Source organism: Prauserella rugosa (assembly GCF_000719975.1).
In the GTDB taxonomy this organism is placed as follows: domain Bacteria; phylum Actinomycetota; class Actinomycetes; order Mycobacteriales; family Pseudonocardiaceae; genus Prauserella; species Prauserella rugosa.
In genome coordinates this window covers 41,120-59,926 of record NZ_JOIJ01000020.1, presented here as the reverse complement: position 1 = coordinate 59,926, position 18,807 = coordinate 41,120, and the positions used below count along the sequence as shown (strand labels likewise).

The 18,807-nt window shown below is 72.0% G+C and carries 19 protein-coding genes and 1 rRNA gene; 17 read left to right on the top strand and 3 right to left on the bottom strand.

What is annotated here, in order from left to right; translation table 11 throughout:
• A 5S ribosomal RNA gene (gene rrf, locus IF64_RS26290) occupies positions 1-92 on the top strand; the annotation flags it as partial.
• Positions 93-179: 87 nt separating this feature from the next.
• Here rrf and IF64_RS27755 read toward each other — a convergent pair.
• Entirely contained in the window at positions 180-995 is an 816-nt protein-coding gene (locus IF64_RS27755) for a hypothetical protein (protein WP_211252634.1), read from the bottom strand.
• A 141-nt stretch (positions 996-1,136) separates the two neighbouring features.
• Between IF64_RS27755 and IF64_RS27750 the strand changes: the two genes are divergently transcribed.
• The 8 genes from IF64_RS27750 to IF64_RS0121450 all read left to right on the top strand — a co-directional run bounded on the left by IF64_RS27750 (position 1,137) and on the right by IF64_RS0121450 (position 9,130).
• Complete coding sequence (locus IF64_RS27750) at positions 1,137-1,766, top strand: tetratricopeptide repeat protein (protein ID WP_246134731.1); 630 nt, start codon at positions 1,137-1,139, stop codon at positions 1,764-1,766.
• 2 nt (positions 1,767-1,768) lie between these two features.
• On the top strand, positions 1,769-2,767 hold the full coding sequence (locus tag IF64_RS0121480) for an HAD-IIA family hydrolase (RefSeq protein ID WP_030533968.1): 999 nt from the start codon (positions 1,769-1,771) through the stop codon (positions 2,765-2,767).
• A gap of 100 nt (positions 2,768-2,867) precedes the next feature.
• Complete coding sequence (locus IF64_RS0121475; RefSeq protein WP_030533967.1) at positions 2,868-3,071, top strand: hypothetical protein; 204 nt, start codon at positions 2,868-2,870, stop codon at positions 3,069-3,071.
• Between the two features lie 3 nt (positions 3,072-3,074).
• Positions 3,075-3,908: a TlyA family RNA methyltransferase gene (locus tag IF64_RS0121470; RefSeq protein WP_030533966.1), complete on the top strand. Its 834-nt coding sequence runs from the start codon at positions 3,075-3,077 to the stop codon at positions 3,906-3,908.
• Positions 3,905-4,843 carry an NAD kinase gene (locus IF64_RS0121465; protein ID WP_030533965.1) on the top strand — a complete coding sequence of 313 codons (939 nt, stop codon included), beginning with the start codon at positions 3,905-3,907 and terminating at the stop codon, positions 4,841-4,843. Before IF64_RS0121470 ends, IF64_RS0121465 begins: the two co-directional genes overlap by 4 nt.
• Before the next feature lie 66 nt (positions 4,844-4,909).
• Positions 4,910-6,841: a DNA repair protein RecN gene (recN, locus tag IF64_RS0121460; RefSeq protein ID WP_084706013.1), complete on the top strand. Its 1,932-nt coding sequence runs from the start codon at positions 4,910-4,912 to the stop codon at positions 6,839-6,841.
• 157 nt (positions 6,842-6,998) lie between these two features.
• Entirely contained in the window at positions 6,999-8,183 is a 1,185-nt protein-coding gene (gene steA / locus IF64_RS0121455) for a putative cytokinetic ring protein SteA (protein ID WP_030533963.1), read from the top strand.
• Positions 8,180-9,130 carry a copper transporter gene (locus IF64_RS0121450; protein ID WP_030533962.1) on the top strand — a complete coding sequence of 317 codons (951 nt, stop codon included), beginning with the start codon at positions 8,180-8,182 and terminating at the stop codon, positions 9,128-9,130. Before steA ends, IF64_RS0121450 begins: the two co-directional genes overlap by 4 nt.
• A 31-nt stretch (positions 9,131-9,161) precedes the next feature.
• Here the strand turns inward: IF64_RS0121450 and aroA are convergent, their stop codons facing one another.
• Complete coding sequence (gene aroA, locus IF64_RS0121445) at positions 9,162-10,460, bottom strand: 3-phosphoshikimate 1-carboxyvinyltransferase (protein ID WP_030533961.1); 1,299 nt, start codon at positions 10,458-10,460, stop codon at positions 9,162-9,164.
• An 84-nt stretch (positions 10,461-10,544) separates the two neighbouring features.
• Here aroA and pyrG point away from each other — a divergent pair, with 84 nt between their 5' ends.
• Both pyrG and IF64_RS0121435 read left to right on the top strand, forming a co-directional pair.
• Positions 10,545-12,242, top strand: coding sequence for a CTP synthase (gene pyrG, locus IF64_RS0121440; protein WP_030533960.1), 1,698 nt, complete (start codon positions 10,545-10,547; stop codon positions 12,240-12,242).
• Entirely contained in the window at positions 12,239-12,883 is a 645-nt protein-coding gene (locus IF64_RS0121435) for an NUDIX domain-containing protein (RefSeq protein WP_030533959.1), read from the top strand. The genes pyrG and IF64_RS0121435 overlap by 4 nt, the downstream gene beginning before the upstream one ends.
• Positions 12,884-12,889: 6 nt before the next feature.
• Here IF64_RS0121435 and IF64_RS0121430 read toward each other — a convergent pair whose 3' ends face one another.
• Positions 12,890-13,384 (bottom strand): DUF1707 domain-containing protein, encoded by a 495-nt coding sequence (locus IF64_RS0121430; protein ID WP_030533958.1) that lies wholly within the window; start codon positions 13,382-13,384, stop codon positions 12,890-12,892.
• Between the two features lie 134 nt (positions 13,385-13,518).
• Between IF64_RS0121430 and xerD the strand changes: the two genes are divergently transcribed.
• The 6 genes from xerD to IF64_RS0121400 all read left to right on the top strand — a co-directional run bounded on the left by xerD (position 13,519) and on the right by IF64_RS0121400 (position 18,770).
• A complete protein-coding gene (xerD, locus tag IF64_RS0121425; RefSeq protein WP_036877455.1) occupies positions 13,519-14,421 on the top strand; it encodes a site-specific tyrosine recombinase XerD in 903 nt (300 codons plus the stop codon).
• A 208-nt stretch (positions 14,422-14,629) separates the two neighbouring features.
• The gene (locus IF64_RS0121420; protein ID WP_030533956.1) at positions 14,630-15,679 is read left to right on the top strand and encodes a ParA family protein; all 1,050 of its coding nucleotides are present in this window, start codon (positions 14,630-14,632) and stop codon (positions 15,677-15,679) included.
• Positions 15,676-16,194 (top strand): hypothetical protein, encoded by a 519-nt coding sequence (locus IF64_RS0121415; RefSeq protein WP_030533955.1) that lies wholly within the window; start codon positions 15,676-15,678, stop codon positions 16,192-16,194. Before IF64_RS0121420 ends, IF64_RS0121415 begins: the two co-directional genes overlap by 4 nt.
• The gene (locus tag IF64_RS0121410; protein WP_084706012.1) at positions 16,194-17,204 is read left to right on the top strand and encodes a segregation and condensation protein A; all 1,011 of its coding nucleotides are present in this window, start codon (positions 16,194-16,196) and stop codon (positions 17,202-17,204) included. Before IF64_RS0121415 ends, IF64_RS0121410 begins: the two co-directional genes overlap by 1 nt.
• On the top strand, positions 17,201-18,040 hold the full coding sequence (scpB, locus tag IF64_RS0121405; RefSeq protein WP_246134730.1) for an SMC-Scp complex subunit ScpB: 840 nt from the start codon (positions 17,201-17,203) through the stop codon (positions 18,038-18,040). The genes IF64_RS0121410 and scpB overlap by 4 nt, the downstream gene beginning before the upstream one ends.
• A complete protein-coding gene (locus IF64_RS0121400) occupies positions 18,030-18,770 on the top strand; it encodes a pseudouridine synthase (protein ID WP_030533952.1) in 741 nt (246 codons plus the stop codon). Before scpB ends, IF64_RS0121400 begins: the two co-directional genes overlap by 11 nt.
• Positions 18,771-18,807 lie beyond the last annotated feature (37 nt).

Sequence of the window (18,807 nt, the reverse complement as noted above, 5' to 3'; positions counted from 1 at the left end):
CGCCCGGTCCCATTCCGAACCCGGAAGCTAAGCCTGCCAGCGCCGATGGTACTGCACTCGTAGGGGTGTGGGAGAGTAGGACACCGCCGAACTTACTTACCGTGTAGGGCCCGTCGGAGGCGACTATCTCGAGCGAGATGGGCGCCCGGCGGGCCCTACACGTATGCTCAGAAAGAACTTCAACAGTGGGAGGACTCGTGTCCGACACGAGCGGGCGCGACCGTGCGAACGGCGACGACCGGAACCGGTCTCAGCGTCCCGGGAACGCCGGCAACAGCAGCGACCGCAGGCCTGGACAGCGCAGCCAGCAGGGCGGCCGATACGGCACCTCGCGCGGAGGCGCCCGCGACGACCGCGGTGGCGACCGCCGGGACCGTGGCGGTTACGGACGCGGACGCGACAACCGCCGCGACGATCACCGCGATGATCACCGGAACAACCGTCGGGACGACAACCGCGGCAGCGACCGCAGGGACGACAGGGGCGGCGACCGGCGGGACGACCGGCGTGGTGGCTACGGTCGCAACGGTTCCGGTAGCAGTCGTTCCGGTAGCGGTGGTTCGGGGCGCAGCGGTGACGGTCGGCCGGCGCAGCGTCGAGACGACTCCCGCAGTGGATACTCCCGCGGCGGTGACTCGCGGGGCGGACGTTCCGGCGGACGGTACGACAACCGCCGCGATGACAACGGCCGCGATGACAGCCGGAGAGACAACGACCGCCGAGACAACGACCGCCGAGACAACCGGGGCTTCGACCGAGACCGCGGACCGGACCGCCGCAGCGACGACCGGCGTGGCAGGGACGGAGGTCCCCGCGGCGACCGGCCCGACCGACGTCGGGACGACCGGCCCCGGCACGACCGCGGCGGCGAAGGACGCTTCCGCGACGATCACCGGGACAACCGCCGCCGGGACGACCGGCAGCGCGACGGTGGCGGTCGCGGTGGACCCCGCGACCGCCGCGACGACCGCGGCGACCGCGACGCCCGCGGACACGGCAAGAGCGGTCCGCGGGCGGGCGCGCACGGCAAGCCCGGCCGTAAGCCCGGCTCCGCGTCGGGACAGCGTGGCGGCGACCGGTCCGTCGGCCGTGAACTGCTCAGCGCCCCCGAGCTTCCCGAGGACGCCGAGTACTCCATGCTCGACAGCGAGGCCAAGCGCGAACTGCGGTCGCTGCCGAAGGACTTCGCAGAAACCATCGGCAGGCACCTCGTCGCCGCGGGCATGCTGCTCGACACCGAGCCGGAGGCGGCGCTGGCACACGCCAGGTACGCCAAGCGCCGCGCGTCGCGGATCCCCGTCGTCCGGGAGGCGGCCGGGCTGGCCGCGTACCACACCGGTAACTGGTCGGAAGCGCTGACGGAACTGCGCGCCGTGCGCCGCATGACCCACTCCGACGCCCACATCGCGGTGATCGCGGACTCCGAACGTGCCATGGGCAGGCCCGAACGAGCCCTGGACATCGCCAAGGAGACCAACACCGCGGCGTTGCCGAAGGAGATCGCGGTCGAGCTGAAGATCGTCGAGGCAGGCGCGCGCCGCGACCTCGGCCAGCTCGACGCGGCCGTCGTCACCCTCCAGGGCGAGGACCTCGACCCGGACCGCCCGCAGCCGTGGAGCGTCCGCCTGTTCTACGCCTACGCCGACAACCTCGCCGCCGCGGGCCGCACCGACGAGGCCGTGCGGTGGTTCCTGCACGCCGCCGAGGTGGACGGCGACGTGGAGACCGACGCCGCCGACCGTGCGGCGGAACTCGCGGGGGAGTGACGGTGGGCGACACGTTGCTCGACCGCTACGACGCGCTGCTGCTCGACCTCGACGGAACCGTCTACCGCGGTACGCACCCTGTGCCCGGCGCGGCCGAGGCGATCGAACGCGCGCGGGACCGCGGCGTCGCCGTCCGGTTCGTGACGAACAACGCGTCGAAGGCGCCGTCGGCCGTCGTGGCCCACCTCGGCGACGTCGGCGTCCCCTCGTCCGGCGACGAGGTCAGCACCAGCGCCCAGGCCGGAGTCCAGCTGTTGACCGAACGCGTCGAACCGGGCCGCAAGGTCCTCGTGGTCGGTACCGACGCGCTCGCCGACCAGGTCGCCGAGGCCGGACTGGTGCCGGTGCGCACGGCCACCGACGACGTCGCCGGCGTCGTCCAGGGGCATTCCCCCGACACGGCGTGGCCGGTGCTCGCGGAGGCCTGTCTCGCGATTCGCGCCGGTGCCACGTGGGTGGCCTGCAACGAGGACGCCACCCTGCCCGCCGAGCGCGGTCTGCTGCCCGGCAACGGCGCGATGGTCGCGGCGCTGCGCGCGGCCACCGACCAGGCGCCCGTCGTGGCCGGGAAACCGGAGACGCCGCTGTTCCGGCTGGCCGCCGACTCGGCAGGCAGCACGCGCCCCCTCGTCGTCGGCGACCGGCTGGACACCGACATCGCGGGCGCCGTCGCGGCCGACATGGCCTCGCTGGCGGTGCTGACCGGCGTCGTCAGCCCGGCGGCGTTGCTGGCGGCCGCACCCGCTCAGCGACCCGACTACGTGGCGACCGACATGGCGGCACTCGACCAGCCCGCCGACGCCTGCGCGGTCGGCCCCGACGAGGCGTGGACGGTGCGGACGGCGGGCGCAGACCTCGTCGTGACGGCCACCGGCGAGGAGGGCTCGGCACCGGGCCTGTTGCGGGCGTTGTGCCACGCCGCATGGCGTGAGGGCAGCACCTCCGTACGCGCGGGCGACGACCGCGCCGACGCGGCGTTGGCCGAGCTCGGCCTCGCCTGAACGCCGGACCGGCGCGGGCGCACCCGGCCGGCCCGCGACGCCGTACCGGCGCGCGGTGACGTGACGACGCGGGCGCGCGTTGATCGGATAACGTTGAGGGGTGCAGGAACACACCGACCCTCCGCCGGCCGCGGCCGGCGAACCCCCTCAGGAACCGCAGGACACGGATCCGCGCGCCGGCATCGACGAGGCCGTGTCCGCGCTGGACGGCCTCGACGACCTGCCCGTGGCCGACCACGTCGAACGGTTCGACGCCGTGCACACGGAACTGACGGTCGCCCTGTCCAGTATCGACAAGGTATGAGGCATGCCGCGTAGGGCGCGTCTCGACGCCGAACTGGTGCGCCGCGGCATGGCGCGCTCCAGGGAACACGCCAGCACGCTGATCGGCGAGGGCCGGGTCACCGTGCGCGGGATGGTGGCCAGCAAACCCGCCACCGGTGTCGAACCCGACGCCGCCATCGTGGTCCGCACCGACGACGACCCCGGGTGGGCCTCGCGGGGCGCGCACAAACTGCTGGGCGCACTCGCGGCGTTCACGCCGCACGGACTGACCGTCACCGACAAGCGCTGCCTCGACGCGGGAGCGTCCACGGGCGGGTTCACCGACGTGCTGCTCCGCGAAGGGGCGCGCGAGGTCGTCGCCGCCGACGTGGGACGCGGCCTTCTCGACTGGCGGCTGCGCACCGACGACCGCGTCCTCGTCCTGGACAAGACCAACGTGCGCAGCCTGACGCCCGAGGACATCGGCGGCCACGTCGATCTGGTGGTCGCGGACCTGTCGTTCATCTCGCTGGGGTTGGTGCTGCCGGCACTGGCCGCGTGCGCCGCCGACGGTGCGGACCTGCTGCCGATGGTCAAACCCCAGTTCGAGGTCGGCAAGGAGCGTCTGGGCAGCGGCGGGGTCGTGCGTGATCCGGAGCTGCGCGCCGAGGCCGTGCTCGGGGTGCTCCGCGCGGCGGGCGAACTCGGGCTGGCCACGAAGGCCGTCACGGCGAGCCCGCTGCCGGGACCGTCCGGCAACGTCGAGTTCTTCGCGTGGCTGCGCAAGACCCCCGGCGGTCGTGACGACGACCGTGCCGGCGGCGGGGTCGATCTCGCCGAGCTCGTACGGACCGCCGTCGAGGAGGGGCCGCAGTGACCGCGTCGCACCCGTCCCGCCCCCGCCGTGAGGTGCTCCTGGTCGTCCACCCGGACCGTGAGTCGACCAGGGACGCCGCGCGGGCGGTCGCGTCCCGGCTCGCGGCCGCGGGCATCGGCCTGCGCGTGATCGACGAGGAGGTCCGCCGCCTCATCGGCCCGCCCGAGGACACGCCCTGTGTCGTCGCCGACCTCAGCGGCGACCCCGCCAACGGCGCCGAGCTGGTGCTCGTGCTCGGCGGCGACGGAACGCTGCTGCGCGCCGCCGAGCTGGCACGTCCGGCGGGCGTGCCGGTGCTGGGCGTCAACCTGGGCCGCGTCGGTTTCCTCACCGAGGCCGATTCGCACGCGCTGGCCGACACGGTGGAACGGGTCGTCGACGAGCGCTACCGCATCGAGGAACGCATGACCATCGACGTCACCGTGACCCACGGCGACGAGGTCGTGGCCCGCACGTGGGCACTCAACGAGGCGAGCGTGGAGAAGTCCACCCGCGAACGCATCCTCGACGCGCTCATCGAGGTCGACGGCCGTCCCGTGTCGGCGTTCGGCTGCGACGGCGTGCTCTGCTCGACCCCGACCGGCTCCACCGCGTACGCCTTCTCCGCGGGTGGGCCCGTGGTGTGGCCCGACGTCGAGGCGTTGCTGGTGGTGCCGAGCAATGCGCACGCGATGTTCTCGCGCCCCCTCGTGGTGTCCAGGGAGTCGGTGATCACCGTGCGCGTCGACCCGGACGGCTCGCCGGCGGTCCTGACCTGTGACGGCCTGCGGCACGTCGAACTCGAACCGGGCATGCACGTGCGCGTCACCGCGGGCACGGTGCCGGTGCGGCTGGCCCACCTGTGGGACGGACCGTTCACCGACCGTCTCGTGCACAAGTTCTCGCTGCCGGTCAAGAGCTGGCGGGAACGGCACGACCGCGACCTGCCCCGGTGACCGGAGCGACCCTCGCGATCGGTGCTCGGCGGTGGAAATGTCGGCCGCTGCCGATACGGTGGGACCGTGCTGGCCGAGATGCGAATCCAGGGCCTCGGAGTGATCGAGGACGCCCTGCTCGAACTGCACCCGGGGTTCACCGTCGTCACCGGTGAGACCGGGGCGGGCAAGACCATGGTCGTCACCGGGTTGCACCTGCTCTCCGGTGGTCGGTCCGAGGCGTCGAAGGTGCGCGCGGGCGCGGCTAAGGCGTCGGTCGAAGGTCGTTTCGAGGGCCTCGACGCGGCAGGCGAGCGGGCCACCGAGATCGTCACCGACGCCGGTGCCGACGTCGACGAGGACGGCAGCGTCATCGCGCTGCGGTCGGTGAGCGCCGACGGCCGCTCACGCGCGCACTTGGGCGGGCGGTCCGTACCCGTCGGCGTGCTGGGCGACCTCGCCGAGCAGCTGATCGCCGTGCACGGTCAGAACGACCAGCTGAAGCTGCTGCGCTCGGCCCAGCAGCGCGCCGTGCTCGACCGGTTCGCCGGGGACGCGGTGGCCGCTCCGCTGGCCGAGTACCGCCGGGTGCGCCGCGCCTGGCTCGAGGTACTCACCGAGCTCGAGGAACGGTCGTCGCGGTCGCGCGAGCTGGCGCAGCAGGCCGACATGCTCCGCCACGGACTGTCCGAGATCGAGGCGGTCGCGCCCGAACCCGGCGAGGACGTCGAGCTCACCGAACAGGTCAAACGTCTCGCGGCGGTGGACGAGCTGCGGGAGGCCGCGTCGGCGGCCTCGGCCGCCGTGTCGGGAGCCGCCGACGGCGACCCGGAGATGCCTGGGGCGCTCGGTCTGCTCGCCGACGCGCGCAGGCGCCTGTCCGGGGTCGACGACGCGGTGTTGCGGGACCTCGAGCCGCGGCTCGCCGAGGCGGCGACGCTGCTGTCGGACGTCGGCGCGGAGCTGATGACCTACCTCGACGGGCTCGAGGCCGACCCCGAACGGCTCGAACGGATCCTCGCGCGGCAGGCCGAGCTGAAGAAACTCACCCGCAAGTACGCCGCGGACGTCGACGGGGTGCTGGCGTGGGCCGACGACGCACGCACGCGACTGGACGGTCTGGACACCTCCGACGAGGCGCTCGCCGAACTGGCTGCGAAGCGCGACGAACTCGCCGCCGAGCTCGCCGGGCACGCGGACGCCGTGAGCAAGGCACGCCGCGCGGCGGCCGCCGACCTCGCCGGCCGCATCACCGCCGAACTCGCCGGCCTGGCCATGGGGCAGGCCGAGGTGGAACTACTCGTGCGGCCCAAGGAGGCCGACGCCGGCGATCCGCACGCCGTGGCCGTCGGCGGGCAGCGGCTGCACGCCGGCAGTGAGGGGGTCGACGAGGTCGAACTCGTCCTCAAGGCCCACGCGGGCGCCCAATCGCTGCCCGTGCACAAGGCCGCCTCGGGTGGTGAGCTCTCGCGCGTCATGCTGGCCATCGAGGTGGTGCTCGCGCACGCCGACCCGGTGCAGACCCTCGTGTTCGACGAGGTCGACGCCGGGGTGGGCGGCCGGGCCGCCGTGGAGATCGGCAAACGACTCGCCACCCTGGCCCGCACCCACCAGGTGCTCGTCGTGACCCACCTTCCGCAGGTCGCGGCGTTCGCGGACCGCCACCTGGTGGTCGACAAGGGCACCGCAGACGGCGTCACCCGCAGCGGCGTGACCGTCCTCGATCCCGAACACCGCGTCGACGAGCTCGCCCGCATGTTGGCCGGCCTGGACGACAGCGAGGCAGGCAGGGCACACGCCGAGGAACTCATCGGCACGGCCGACGCCTACAAACGGGACCGCGAGCGGGAACGCGCGAAACCGGCGAAGAAGACCGCGAAGAAGGCGACCGAGACCGCATCGACCGGGCAGGGCAAGACGTCGGCCAACACATCTGGCACGACGTCGGGCACGACGTCGGACAAGTCGGCGCGCGCCAAGGCGGCTCTGTCGAGGAAGAAGGCCGATACCGGCAAGTAACCCACTCGCCGCACGTTTCGCGGTCCGAAATGGACCGCCGGCACGCGTACCGGGACCCGCCGGCGTGGCGAGACGCACGTGGCCTGCGCCGGGAACGGTTCGGCCTTCCCGGCGCGTCGCGACGCCTTTTCCCGGCGTCTTTTGTCAGTATCGAGCCATGAAACTCTCCGGCATGCTCACCCGGGCCAAGGAGCCGCTGCCCGGTATCAGCGGAGTGGCACGCGTCGACCGGCGTACCCGGGAGTTGTTGCGCCGGGTGGGTTCCGGAGACATCGTCGTGCTCGACGAGGTCGACATCGACCGTGCGACCGCCGACGCCCTCGTGCAGGCCGAGGTCGCCGCGGTGATCAACGCGGCACCGTCCATTTCGGGCAGGTTCCCGAACCTCGGCCCGGAGATCCTGGTCGAAGCGGGCATTCCGCTGGTCGACAACGTCGGCGCCGACGTGGTGCACCGCGTCAAGGACGGCGCGAAGGTGCGGCTCGACGAGGGCGTCCTGTACGCCGGGGACAAGCAGCTGGCCTCCGGCACGGTCCAGACCGCCGAGAGCGTCGCCGACGCGATGATCGAGGCCAAGGCCGGCATGTCCACCCAGCTCGAGGCGTTCTCGGCCAACACGATCGAGTTCCTGCGCCGGGAACGGACGTTGATCCTCGACGGTGTCGGCGTGCCCGACCTGCGGATGTCGCTGAAGGACCGGCACGTCCTGGTCGTCGCGCCCGGAACCGAACACGCCGAGGACCTCAGGGCGCTCAAGAAGTACATCCACGAGCACCGGCCCGCATTGATCGGTGTGGACTCCGCGGCCGACACGCTCCGCGACCTCGGCCACACGCCGGACATCGTCGTGGGCGACCCGAACGCCGTCGAGGCGCAGACCCTCAAGGAGTGCCACGAGGTCGTCGTGCCCGCACAGCCCGACGGCTACGCGCCCGGCGTCGAGCGCATTCAGGACCTGGGGATCGGGGCCGTGACGTTCCCGGCCTCCGGCAACGCCGAGGACCTGGCGCTGCTGCTGGCCGACACGCACGAGGCGAGCCTCGTCGTCACGGTCGGCTTCCAGGCGACCCTGCGGGAGTTCCTCGACCACGGCCGGTCCGGATCGAACCCCTCGACGTTCCTCACTCGACTCAAACTGGGCACCAAGCTCGTCGACGGCAAGGCCGTCGCGACGCTGCACCGCAACCGGGTGTCGATGGGCGCCGTCGTCCTGCTCGTGCTGGCCGCGCTCGTGGTGGTCGCCGCGGCGCTGCTCGTGTCCGACGTGGGCACCGTCTACGTCGACTGGCTGCGCGACACCTGGAACTCCTTCGCGACCTGGGTCAGGGGGCTCTTCACGTGATCTCGCTGCGGTACCACATCGTGTCGATCGCGGCCGCGTTCCTCGCGCTGGCGATCGGCGTCGTGCTCGGATCGACCGCGCTGAACGGGTCCCTGCTGTCCGGGCTCTCCGACGAGCGTGGCGACCTGGCGCGGCAGGTCAGCGATCTCGAGAGCGAACGCAACGCGCTCCAGGCACGACTCGACGACGCCGACGCGTTCGCCGGCTCGGTGGGCGGCAACGTCGTCGACGGCACTCTCGACAAGCGTTCGGTGGTGTTCGTGACCACGCCGGACGCCAGCTCTGCCGACCGCGACGCGCTCACCGAACGCGTCGAGCAGGCGGGCGCGGACGTCACGGGCGAACTGCAGCTCACCGAGGCGTTCACCGATCCGGGCCAGTCGGACCAGCTGCGGGAGATCGTCACCCGCCTGCAGCCGTCCGGTGCGCAGTTCCCCACGGCAGGCGACCCCGGCACGTTGGCGGGTGCGCTCGTCGGCTCGGTGCTGCTGCTCGACGGGGAGAACGCGAAGCCGCAGGCCTCCGGGGCGGAACGGCAGGCGGCGCTGTCCGGCCTGACCGACAGCGGATTCGTCAAGCCGAGCCAGGACGAGGTGAAACCCGCACAGCTGGCGATCGTCCTGACCGGCGGCAAGGCCACCGGCGACGGCGCGGGCAACGCGGCGTCGATGATCAGCCGCTTCGCCGCGCAACTCGACCGCACCGGCGCGGGCACCGTGCTCGCCGGGCGGCCGTCGTCGGCCGAGGGCAGCGGTGCCGTGGGCGTGGCGCGTGCCGACACGGCGACGACCTCCGTGCTGTCCACGGTGGACAACGTCGATTCCCAGTCCGGGCGGATCGCCACCGTGCTGGCGCTGCGGGAACAGCTCGAAGGGGACGTGGGACGCTACGGCACGGCGGGCAGCGCGGAAGGTCCCGCCCCCGGCGTCAACCAGGAAGGCCGCTGACCCACCGCGCACGCGCGCGTCAGGGCGTCGCTCACGCCGAACGCGTCAGCATCGCGGTCCAGGCGTCGACGAACCCGGGGAACGTCTTGCCGACGGTCGCCGGGTTCTCGACCTCGATGCCCGGCACCCGCAGTCCGAGCACCGCGCCCGCCATGACGAGCCGGTGGTCGTCGTAGGTGTGGAACGTGCCCGCGTGCAGTGGTGCGGGGCGGATGATCAGCCCGTCGGCGGTCTCCGTGACGTTCCCGCCGAGCGCGGTCAGTTCGGTCGCGAGTGCGGCCAGCCGGTCCGTCTCGTGCCCGCGCAGGTGTGCCACACCGCTGATGCGGGACGGCCCGTCGGCGAAGCACAGGAGCGCGGCGATCACGGGCGTGAGTTCGCCGACCTCGTGCAGGTCGAGGTCCATGCCGGGCAGCGAGCCGCCACCGGAGACACGCAGTCCCGACCCGTCCGCGGTGTCGGTGTCGAACACCGTCGCACCGCCGAGCTCGGCCACGAGGCTGCGCAGCCAGTCACCCGGCTGGGTGGTCTCGCGGGGCCAGTCGGGAATGTGCACCGAGCCGCCCGCCACGAGCGGGGCGACGACGAACGGCGCCGCGGACGACAGGTCCGGCTCGACGGTGTACTCGGGCAGGTGCAGCGTGCCCGCGGGCACGTGGAACCGGGCGCGGTCACGCTCCGGGGCGGCGCCGAACCGGCGGAGCATGTCGAGGGTCATGGCGATGTGCGGCTCACTGGGCACCTCGCCGACCAGCCGTACGGTCACGCCGCGCTCGAACGCAGGGGCGGCGAGCAGCAGCGCGGACAGGAACTGGCTGGAGGCCGACGAGTCGAGCTCCACCTCGCCGCCGGCCAGTCCGCCGCGCCCGCGCACGGTGAACGGGGGAGCGCCCGGTGTGCCGCCCTCGTCCTCGATGTCGGCGCCGAGGTCGCGTAGTGCACCGAGCAGGGGCGAGAGCGGCCTGCGCCGGATCGCCGCGTCCCCGTCGAAACGCACCGTCCGGTCGCCGAGTGCGGCGAGTGCGGGCGTGAACCGGGCGACCGTGCCCGCGTTGCCCAGGTCCACGTGGGCCTCTCCGGCGCCGGAAGCGAGCGGTCCCACGCGCACGCCGCCGTCGACGTGCTCCACCGGCGCGCCCAGGGCCGTCAGCGCCCCTTCCATGAGGCGGGCGTCGCGGGAGTCCAGCGGCCTGCGCACGAGCGTCGAGCCCGACGACAGCGCCGCGAGCACGTAGGCACGGTTGGTGATCGACTTCGAGCCCGGCACGCGCACCGTGGCATCCACCGCGGCCTCGGCGAGCGGGGCTGTCCAGGAGGGTTCGGTCGGCACGCCGACACTCTCGCACGGCGGGCGGCACGCGGCGCGTGCCAGGCGTGCGCACGAACCGGTGAGAGTGAGTTAAGGTGGAAGCCCGTGGGACTTCAGCCGCGGACAACCAAGTACGTCTTCGTCACGGGAGGCGTCGCCTCCTCTCTGGGCAAGGGGCTCACCGCCTCCAGCCTGGGCCAGCTCCTCACCGCTCGTGGGCTCCGCGTCACGATGCAGAAGCTGGACCCCTATCTCAACGTCGACCCCGGCACCATGAACCCGTTCCAGCACGGTGAGGTGTTCGTCACCGAGGACGGTGCCGAGACGGATCTGGACATCGGGCACTACGAGCGGTTCCTCGACCGCGACCTGTCGGGATCGGCCAACGTCACCACCGGCCAGGTGTACTCGACGGTGATCGCCAAGGAACGACGCGGCGAGTATCTCGGCGACACGGTGCAGGTGATCCCGCACATCACCGACGAGATCAAGGCCCGGATCATGGCGGTCGCCGACGGTGACGGCAGCGGCCAGCGTCCCGACGTCGTCATCACCGAGGTCGGCGGCACGGTCGGCGACATCGAGTCGCTGCCGTTCCTCGAGGCGTGCCGGCAGGTCCGGCACGACGTCGGCCGGGACAACTGCTTCTTCCTGCACGTCTCGCTCGTGCCGTACCTCGCCCCGTCCGGCGAGCTCAAGACCAAGCCGACCCAGCACTCGGTCGCCGCGCTGCGCAACATCGGTATCCAGCCGGACGCGCTGGTGTGCCGCGCCGACCGCGAGCTGTCCGACGAGGTCAAGAACAAGATCGGCCTCATGTCCGATGTGGACAGCGAGGCCGTGATCGCCTGCCCGGACGCCCCCTCGATCTACGACATCCCCAAGGTGCTGCACGCCGAGGCGCTCGACGCCTACGTCGTGCGCAAGCTGGGCCTGCCGTTCCGGGACGTCGACTGGACGGTGTGGGGCGACCTGCTCGAGCGGGTCCACAATCCGAACGAGACGGTGCGCATCGCGCTCGTCGGCAAGTACATCGACCTGCCCGACGCCTACCTGTCGGTCACCGAGGCGTTGCGCGCGGGCGGATTCGCCCACCGGGCCAAGGTGAAGATCGTGTGGGTCGCCTCCGACGACCTGCTCACCGAGTCGGGCGCGGCCGCGGCACTGTCCGATGTCGACGGTGTGCTCATCCCGGGCGGATTCGGCATCCGCGGCATCGAGGGCAAGATCGGCGCGATCAAGTTCGCCCGCGAGCGCAGGATCCCGCTGCTGGGCCTGTGCCTGGGACTGCAGTGCATGGTGGTCGAGGCGGCCAGGAACCTCGCCGGCATCTCCGGTGCCGACTCGGCGGAGTTCGACCCGGCCACCGAGCACCCGGTCATCTCCACGATGGCCGACCAGAAGCAGGTCGTCGCGGGGCAGAAGGACATGGGCGGCACGATGCGCCTGGGTGCCTACCCCGCGCGGCTGCAGGCCGACTCGCAGGTGGCCAAGGCCTACGGCGAGACCGAGATCTCCGAACGGCACCGCCACCGCTACGAGGTCAACAACGCCTATCGCAAGCAGCTCTCGGACGCCGGACTGGTCTTCTCCGGGACCTCGCCCGACGACCGGCTCGTGGAGTTCGTCGAACTGCCCGCCGATCAGCACCCGTTCTTCGTGGCGACGCAGGCGCACCCCGAGTTGAAGAGCAGGCCGACGCGCCCGCATCCGCTGTTCAGCGCGTTCATCCGGGCGGCCGTGGACTACCACACGGCCGAGCGCCTTCCGGTCGAACTGCCCGAGTCCGCGGGCACCCGATGAGCGAGCCGGGCACGCACGAGTTCCGGGTGACCTCCACCGAGGACATCCACATCGGCCGCGTGGTCGGACTGCGGGTGGACGAGGTCGCGATGCCCGGTGACGGCACGGCGCGGCGGGAGGTCGTCGAACACCTCGGCGCCGTCGCCGTGTGCGCGGTCGACGACGACGGCGCGGTGACGCTCATCCACCAGTACCGGCACCCGGTGCGGGACCGGCTGTGGGAACTGCCCGCGGGCCTGCTCGACGTCGACGGGGAGGACCCGGTGGACACGGCGGCCAGGGAACTCGTCGAGGAGGCGGGCCTGGCCGCAGGCCGGTGGGACACGCTGGTCGAGGTCGCGGCCTCGCCCGGGTTCACCGACGAGGTGGTGCGGGTCTTCCTCGCCCGTGAGCTGCGTCCGGTGGACCGGGAGCTGCACGGGGACGAGGAGGCGGATCTGACGATCAGCACGGTGCCGCTGACGCAGGCGGTCGACATGGTGCTGTCCGGGCAGATCGTCAACGGCGCCAGCGTTGCCGGGATCCTCGCCGCCCACACGGTGCTGTCGGGCAACCACACCGCCGACGGCGTGCCGCGTGATCCCCGCGCGCCGTGGCGGCATCGGCCGACGACGTTCGCCGCGCGGCTCCGCGATTCCTGAGCGGCCTCACTCGCGGAGCCTGCGGCCGTTGCCGTCGTGGCCGCCGCTGGCCAGCAGGATGATGCCGTCGATGAACGACCAGATGCCGCCGATGCCGAACGTCACGATCGTCACCAGCAGCTGGGCGATCGCCAGACCGGTGTGGCCCGTGTAGAACCGGCCCGCGCCGAACGGGACGAGTAGCTGCAGCAACCCGGCGACGAGCCGGGACTTCTCGGACGGCGGCAGCACATCGCCGCCGGGACGCGGGTCGAGCTCGGGATGCCGGGTCATCGGCGCGTACGTGGGCAGCGGGGGAGCCAGGAACGTCGGATGCGGGGCGGGCAGGTCGTCGAACTGTTCGCGGACCTCGGCGCGGTTCCGTGCGGCGACCACGGCGGCGACGCGTTCGTCGTACTCGGTGACCGACAGCCTGCCCGCCGCGAAATGCTCGCCGAGCACGCGGGAGGCCTCCTCGCGTTCCGCCGTGCCGATCCGTAGCCGGTCGGGATCCTGCGCCATGACCCGACGGTACCGGTCGCGCGGTGGGGAGGTGGTGATCGCGACATCCGGCGCACCTGCCGGAATCCCGGACCCGCCGGGCCGCCTGCCTCTACAGTGTCCGCGTGGCACGCGTGCGCGGATCCGTCGACCAGGTGGTGGCGACCTATCTCGATCACCTGGCCGTGGAACGCGGCATCTCCCGCAACACCCTCGACAGCTACGCCAGGGACCTGCGGCGGTACGGGGAGTTCCTGTCCGGCAGCGGCGTCGAGCACCTGGCCGACGTGCAGCCGGCGCACGTGACCGAGTTCGGTGCCGTGCTGCGCGAGGGCGACGGTGACCACCCGCCGCTGGCGGCCTCGTCGTCCGCACGGGCGCTCGTGGCCGTTCGCGGGCTGCACAAGTTCGCGTGTGCCGACGGCATCACCGACCACGACCCCGCGCGCGACGTGCACCCGCCCGCGCCTGCCCGCCGGCTGCCGAAGGCGCTGCCGGTGGACGACGTCCTGCGCCTGTTGGCCACACCACCCGAGGACGGCGAGCGTTCGTTGCGGGACCGCGCGTTGCTCGAGTTGCTGTACTCGACGGGGGCGCGCATCTCGGAGGCCGTGGGGCTCGACGTCGACGACGTGGACACGACCGAGCGGACCGTCGTGCTCGACGGCAAGGGCGGCAGGCAACGGCTCGTGCCCGTGGGCCGGCCCGCGCTCGAGGCCCTCGACGCGTACCTGGTGCGGGCTCGTCCCGTGCTGGCCCGGTCGGGACGGGGGACCGCGGCGGTGTTCCTCAACGCTCGCGGCGGCAGGCTGTCGCGGCAGAGCGCGTGGCACGTGCTCAAGACGGCGGCCGAACGGGCGGGGATCAGCGCGACGGTGTCCCCGCACACCCTCCGGCACTCGTTCGCGACCCACCTCATCGAGGGCGGCGCCGACGTGCGCGTGGTGCAGGAGCTGCTCGGTCACGCGTCGGTGACCACGACGCAGGTCTACACCCTCGTCACGGTCAACACCCTCCGCGAGGTGTACGCCACGGCGCATCCCCGCGCACTGCGCTGACGTGCGCGGCTGACGTGCGCGCCGTCGTCCGGCGGGGCGTGCCGGGCGGTGCCGGACGTGATGCCGGACGTGGCCGGGAGTCGTGGTGTGGCCGGTGATGTGACCTGTGCGGTGATCTCGCGCGCGTGCCCGGCGAGCCTCTTTGCCGCTATGTCTACTCCGCGCTTAGGCTGACGCCGTCCTTGCCCGAAGGAGGAGCTTCCGCCCTATGTCGACCTCCCAGCATCCTGCGCGAACCGATGCGCACGGCCCCGACGCGGCGAGAGCCTCGAGTGCCTCCTCCGGCGCGTCGACCGAGAACGTGGCCCCGGTCGAGGGGCGCGCCACGGAGGACGTCACGAAGGACCCCGCTCCCCACGACGCCGCTCTGAAAACCCCTCCGAAAACCGCTGCGAACGGCACGGCGAAGGACGCCGCGAAGGACGAGGTGAAGCTCGGTCCGACGGGGCGCCCGATCCGGGAGATCCCGGAACCGCCGGAACTGCACACGCACGGCCCGGCGACGGTGCTCGCGATGTGCAACCAGAAGGGCGGCGTCGGCAAGACGACCTCGACGATCAATCTCGGCGCGGCTCTTGCGGAGTACGGCAGGCGCGTGCTGTTGGTCGACTTCGATCCGCAGGGTGCGCTGTCGGTCGGTCTCGGCGTGCAGCCGCACGAGCTCGACCAGAGTGTCTACAACGTGATCATGGAGCGGTCGCTGCCGGTGGACAGCGTCATCCGGAACACGAAGCTCGAGGGCGTGGACCTGCTGCCGAGCAACATCGATCTGTCCGCGGCCGAGGTGCAGCTGGTGGCCGAGGTCGGGCGTGAGCACACGCTACTGAGGGTGCTTACGCCCGTGATGAAGCAGTACGACTATGTTCTTGTCGACTGCCAGCCGTCGCTGGGGCTGCTCACCGTCAACGCGCTCACCGCGTCCGACGGCGTGATCATCCCGCTGGAGTGCGAGTTCTTCAGTCTGCGGGGCGTGGCGTTGCTGATCGACACCATCGATAAGGTGCGCGAACGGCTCAACCCCAAACTGGACATCACCGGCATTCTCGCCACGATGTTCGACCCGAGGACGTTGCATTCGAAGGAGGTCATGGCGCGCGTGGTGGAGGCATTCGGCGACACCGTGTTCGACACGGTCATCAACCGCACCGTGCGGTTCCCGGAGACCACTGTGGCCGGCGAGCCGATCACGAAGTGGGCTCCTCGCTCGGCCGGTGCCGCCGCGTACCGGCAGCTGGCACGCGAGGTGATCGGCCGGTGAGCAGGCGAGCATCCCTGCCGGGTGCGTCCGAACTGTTCCGCCGCACGAGCAACCCGGTCTTCGGGGACGGCGCCGTGACGCCCGCAGGCCCGCCCGCGCAGACCCCGGCTCCGGACGCCGAGTCCGTCGAGTCCGCGGCGCCGCAGGCAGGCACCGACCACGCGGCGTCCGAAAAGGACACGGGCGCCTCGGGGACATCGGGGGCTTCCGGGTCGTCGTCCGGTGCGTCGGCGACCGGCCGAGCGCTGGCGAAGGCGAGCGCGGGCAGGCGCGGGTCCGGGCGGCAGAAACACGACACGAAGATCACCGTGTACCTGTCCGGTGACGAGCTCGTCGCGATCGAGCAGACCCGGCTCGCACTGCGCGCCTCGCACGACCTCGCGGTCGACCGTGGCCGCATCGTGCGGGAGGCCGTGGCCGTGCTGCTTGCCGACTTCGAGGACCGCGGCGAGGACTCGGTGCTGGTGACCCGGCTGCGCGACGGCGACCTCGACGGTCAGGAAGCCACGAACTGATGGAACACGGGGCACCGCCCCAGCCGGACGCCGGCGACGACGACACACCCGACACGGCTGCGGCACCGGACCAGGCACCGGACCAGGCATCGGACCACGAGCCGGAACAGGGGTCCGCACCGGAGCCGGCGGCCGATCAGGGCACGGGCGCCGAGGGAGCCGACGGGACCACCGGGGCCGAGCAGGAGGCCGACACCGACAGCGGTGCGCCACGGTTCCAGGTGCGCCTGGACAACTTCGAGGGACCGTTCGACCTGCTGCTGCAGCTGATCTCGCAGCACCAGCTCGACGTCACCGAGGTCGCGCTGCACCAGGTCACCGACGACTTCATTGCCCACACGCGGTCGCTCGGGCAGGAATGGGACCTCGACGAGACGACCGAGTTCCTCGTCGTCGCGGCCACGCTGCTCGATCTGAAGGCGGCCAGGCTGCTGCCCGCGGGTGACGTCGAGGACGAGGACGACCTGGCGCTGCTCGAAGCGCGCGACCTGCTGTTCGCCCGCGTGCTGCAGTACCGGGCGTACAAACAGGTTGCGGCCCTGTTCGGGGAGCTCGAGGCGGGTGCGCTGCGGCGCTACCCGAGGTCGGTCACGTTGGAGGAGCGGTACCTGGGCCTGCTGCCCGAGGTGATGCTGGGCGTGACGCCGGACCGGTTCGCCGACATCGCGGTCAGCGTGTTCCGGCCGAAGCCCACGCCCGAGGTGTCGCTGGGCCACCTGCACATGGGCACCGTGTCGGTGCGCGAGCACGCCGCGGTGCTGCGGGTGCGGCTGGCCGAACGCGGTGGCGGGACGTTCCGCGACCTCGTGTCCGACTGCGAACACACCATCGAGGTCGTCGCGCGGTTCCTGGCCCTGCTCGAGCTGTACCGCGAGAAGGCGGTCAACTTCGAGCAGGCCGAGGCCCTGGCCGAACTGCATGTGCGCTGGACCGGCGGTTCGGTCGAGGAGGCGACCGCGCAGGCCGAGGCCGACCGCGCCGCGACCACAGACGACGAGGAGTACGGGTGAGCGAGCCACACGACATCGACGCGCCGGCGGGCGACGAGGTCGCCCCGGACGTCCCCGGTGCACCGGAATCCGCCGAACAGGCCCCCGTCGTGGAGTCCCCGGCAACCACGGAATCCGCCGAGCCTGCGGAACCCGCCGAGTCCGCGGAACCCCCTGTGCCCGCCGTCGGGGCCGCCGCGGGTGGGTCACCGATCGAGCAGGCCGCGGATGAGCCGGCCCCGGACTCGGAGGCCGAGCCGGGGGAGGAGGACACGAGCCTCGTGGCCGTGGCGCAGGACCGGGTGCTGCCGGACCTGAGCGGGTACGACACGCTGGTGTCGGCGCTGGAGGCCATGCTGCTCGTCGTCGACGCACCGGTGAACGAGGAAACCCTCGCTGGGGCGCTGGAGCAGCCGGTCGACCGGGTCACCGAGGTGCTGCGCACGATGGCCGAGGACTACACCGACCGCGGCAGCGGTATCGACCTGCGCCGCGTGGGCGAGGGCTGGCGGTTCTACACCCGCGACACCTACGCGCCGTTCGTGGAGAAGCTCCTGCTCGACGGTCAGCGTTCGAAGCTGACGCGGGCCGCGCTGGAGACCCTGGCGGTGATCGCGTACCGGCAGCCGGTGACGCGCTCGCGGGTCGCGGCGGTACGCGGTGTGAACGTCGACGGGGTGATCCGTACGCTCGTACAACGCGGTCTGATCGAGGAGACGGGGACCGACGGCGAGACCGGAGGCACCCTGTACGTGACGACCGAGCTGTTCCTGGAGCGGCTGGGCCTGGAGTCGTTGAACGACCTGCCGCCCATCGCACCCTTGCTACCCGAAGTGGATTCGATCGATGACATCTAGCAACCCCGAAGGGGTGCGCCTGCAGAAGGTGCTCGCGCAGGCGGGCGTGGCCTCACGCCGCGCGTCGGAGGAGCTGATCGCCAAGGGGCGGGTCAGCGTCGACGGCGAGATCGTGCGCGAGCTCGGCAGGCGCGTCGACCCCGACACCGCGGTGATTCACGTGGACGGCATGCGGGTGATCGTCGACGACGAGCACGTGTATCTCGCGATGAACAAGCCGAAGGGCGTGCACAGCACGATGTCCGACGAGGAGGGCAGGCTGTGCGTCGGTGACTACGTCCGCGACCGCAAGGAGCGCCTGTTCCACGTCGGCAGGCTCGACGCCGAGACCGAGGGCCTGCTGTTGCTGACCAACGACGGCGACCTGGCGAACAAGCTGATGCACCCGTCGTACCACGTGCCGAAGACGTACCTGGCCGAGGTCGACGGGTCGGTGCCGCGCGGTCTGGGCAAACGGCTCCGCGCCGGGATCGAACTCGACGACGGCCCGGTGCGGGTCGACGAGTTCCGCGTCAAGGACGTGCAGGCGGGCCGCACGCTGGTGGAGGTCGTGCTGCACGAGGGCCGCAAGCACATCGTCCGCAGGCTGCTGCGCGAGGTCGGCCACCCGGTGCGCAAGCTCGTGCGCACGGCCGTCGGCGAGGTGCAGCTGGGCCAGACGAAGCCGGGCGCGATCCGCAAGCTGAACCGCAAGGAGATCGGGTCCCTCTACAAGGCCGTCGAGTCCTGACGCGCGTCGCCGGTGAGCCGGGTACCCAGCCCGGGCC

Bases quoted from the DNA above. Each gene is read 5' to 3' on its own strand.
- IF64_RS27750 (WP_246134731.1), top strand. From the start codon at position 1,137: ATGCTCGACAGCGAGGCCAAGCGCGAACTGCGGTCGCTGCCGAAGGAC.
- IF64_RS0121470 (WP_030533966.1), top strand. From the start codon at position 3,075: ATGCCGCGTAGGGCGCGTCTCGACGCCGAACTGGTGCGCCGCGGCATG.
- steA (WP_030533963.1), top strand. From the start codon at position 6,999: ATGAAACTCTCCGGCATGCTCACCCGGGCCAAGGAGCCGCTGCCCGGT.
- IF64_RS0121435 (WP_030533959.1), top strand. From the start codon at position 12,239: ATGAGCGAGCCGGGCACGCACGAGTTCCGGGTGACCTCCACCGAGGAC.
- IF64_RS0121430 (WP_030533958.1), bottom strand. From the start codon at position 13,384: ATGGCGCAGGATCCCGACCGGCTACGGATCGGCACGGCGGAACGCGAG.
- IF64_RS0121420 (WP_030533956.1), top strand. From the start codon at position 14,630: ATGTCGACCTCCCAGCATCCTGCGCGAACCGATGCGCACGGCCCCGAC.
- IF64_RS0121410 (WP_084706012.1), top strand. From the start codon at position 16,194: ATGGAACACGGGGCACCGCCCCAGCCGGACGCCGGCGACGACGACACA.
- IF64_RS0121400 (WP_030533952.1), top strand. From the start codon at position 18,030: ATGACATCTAGCAACCCCGAAGGGGTGCGCCTGCAGAAGGTGCTCGCG.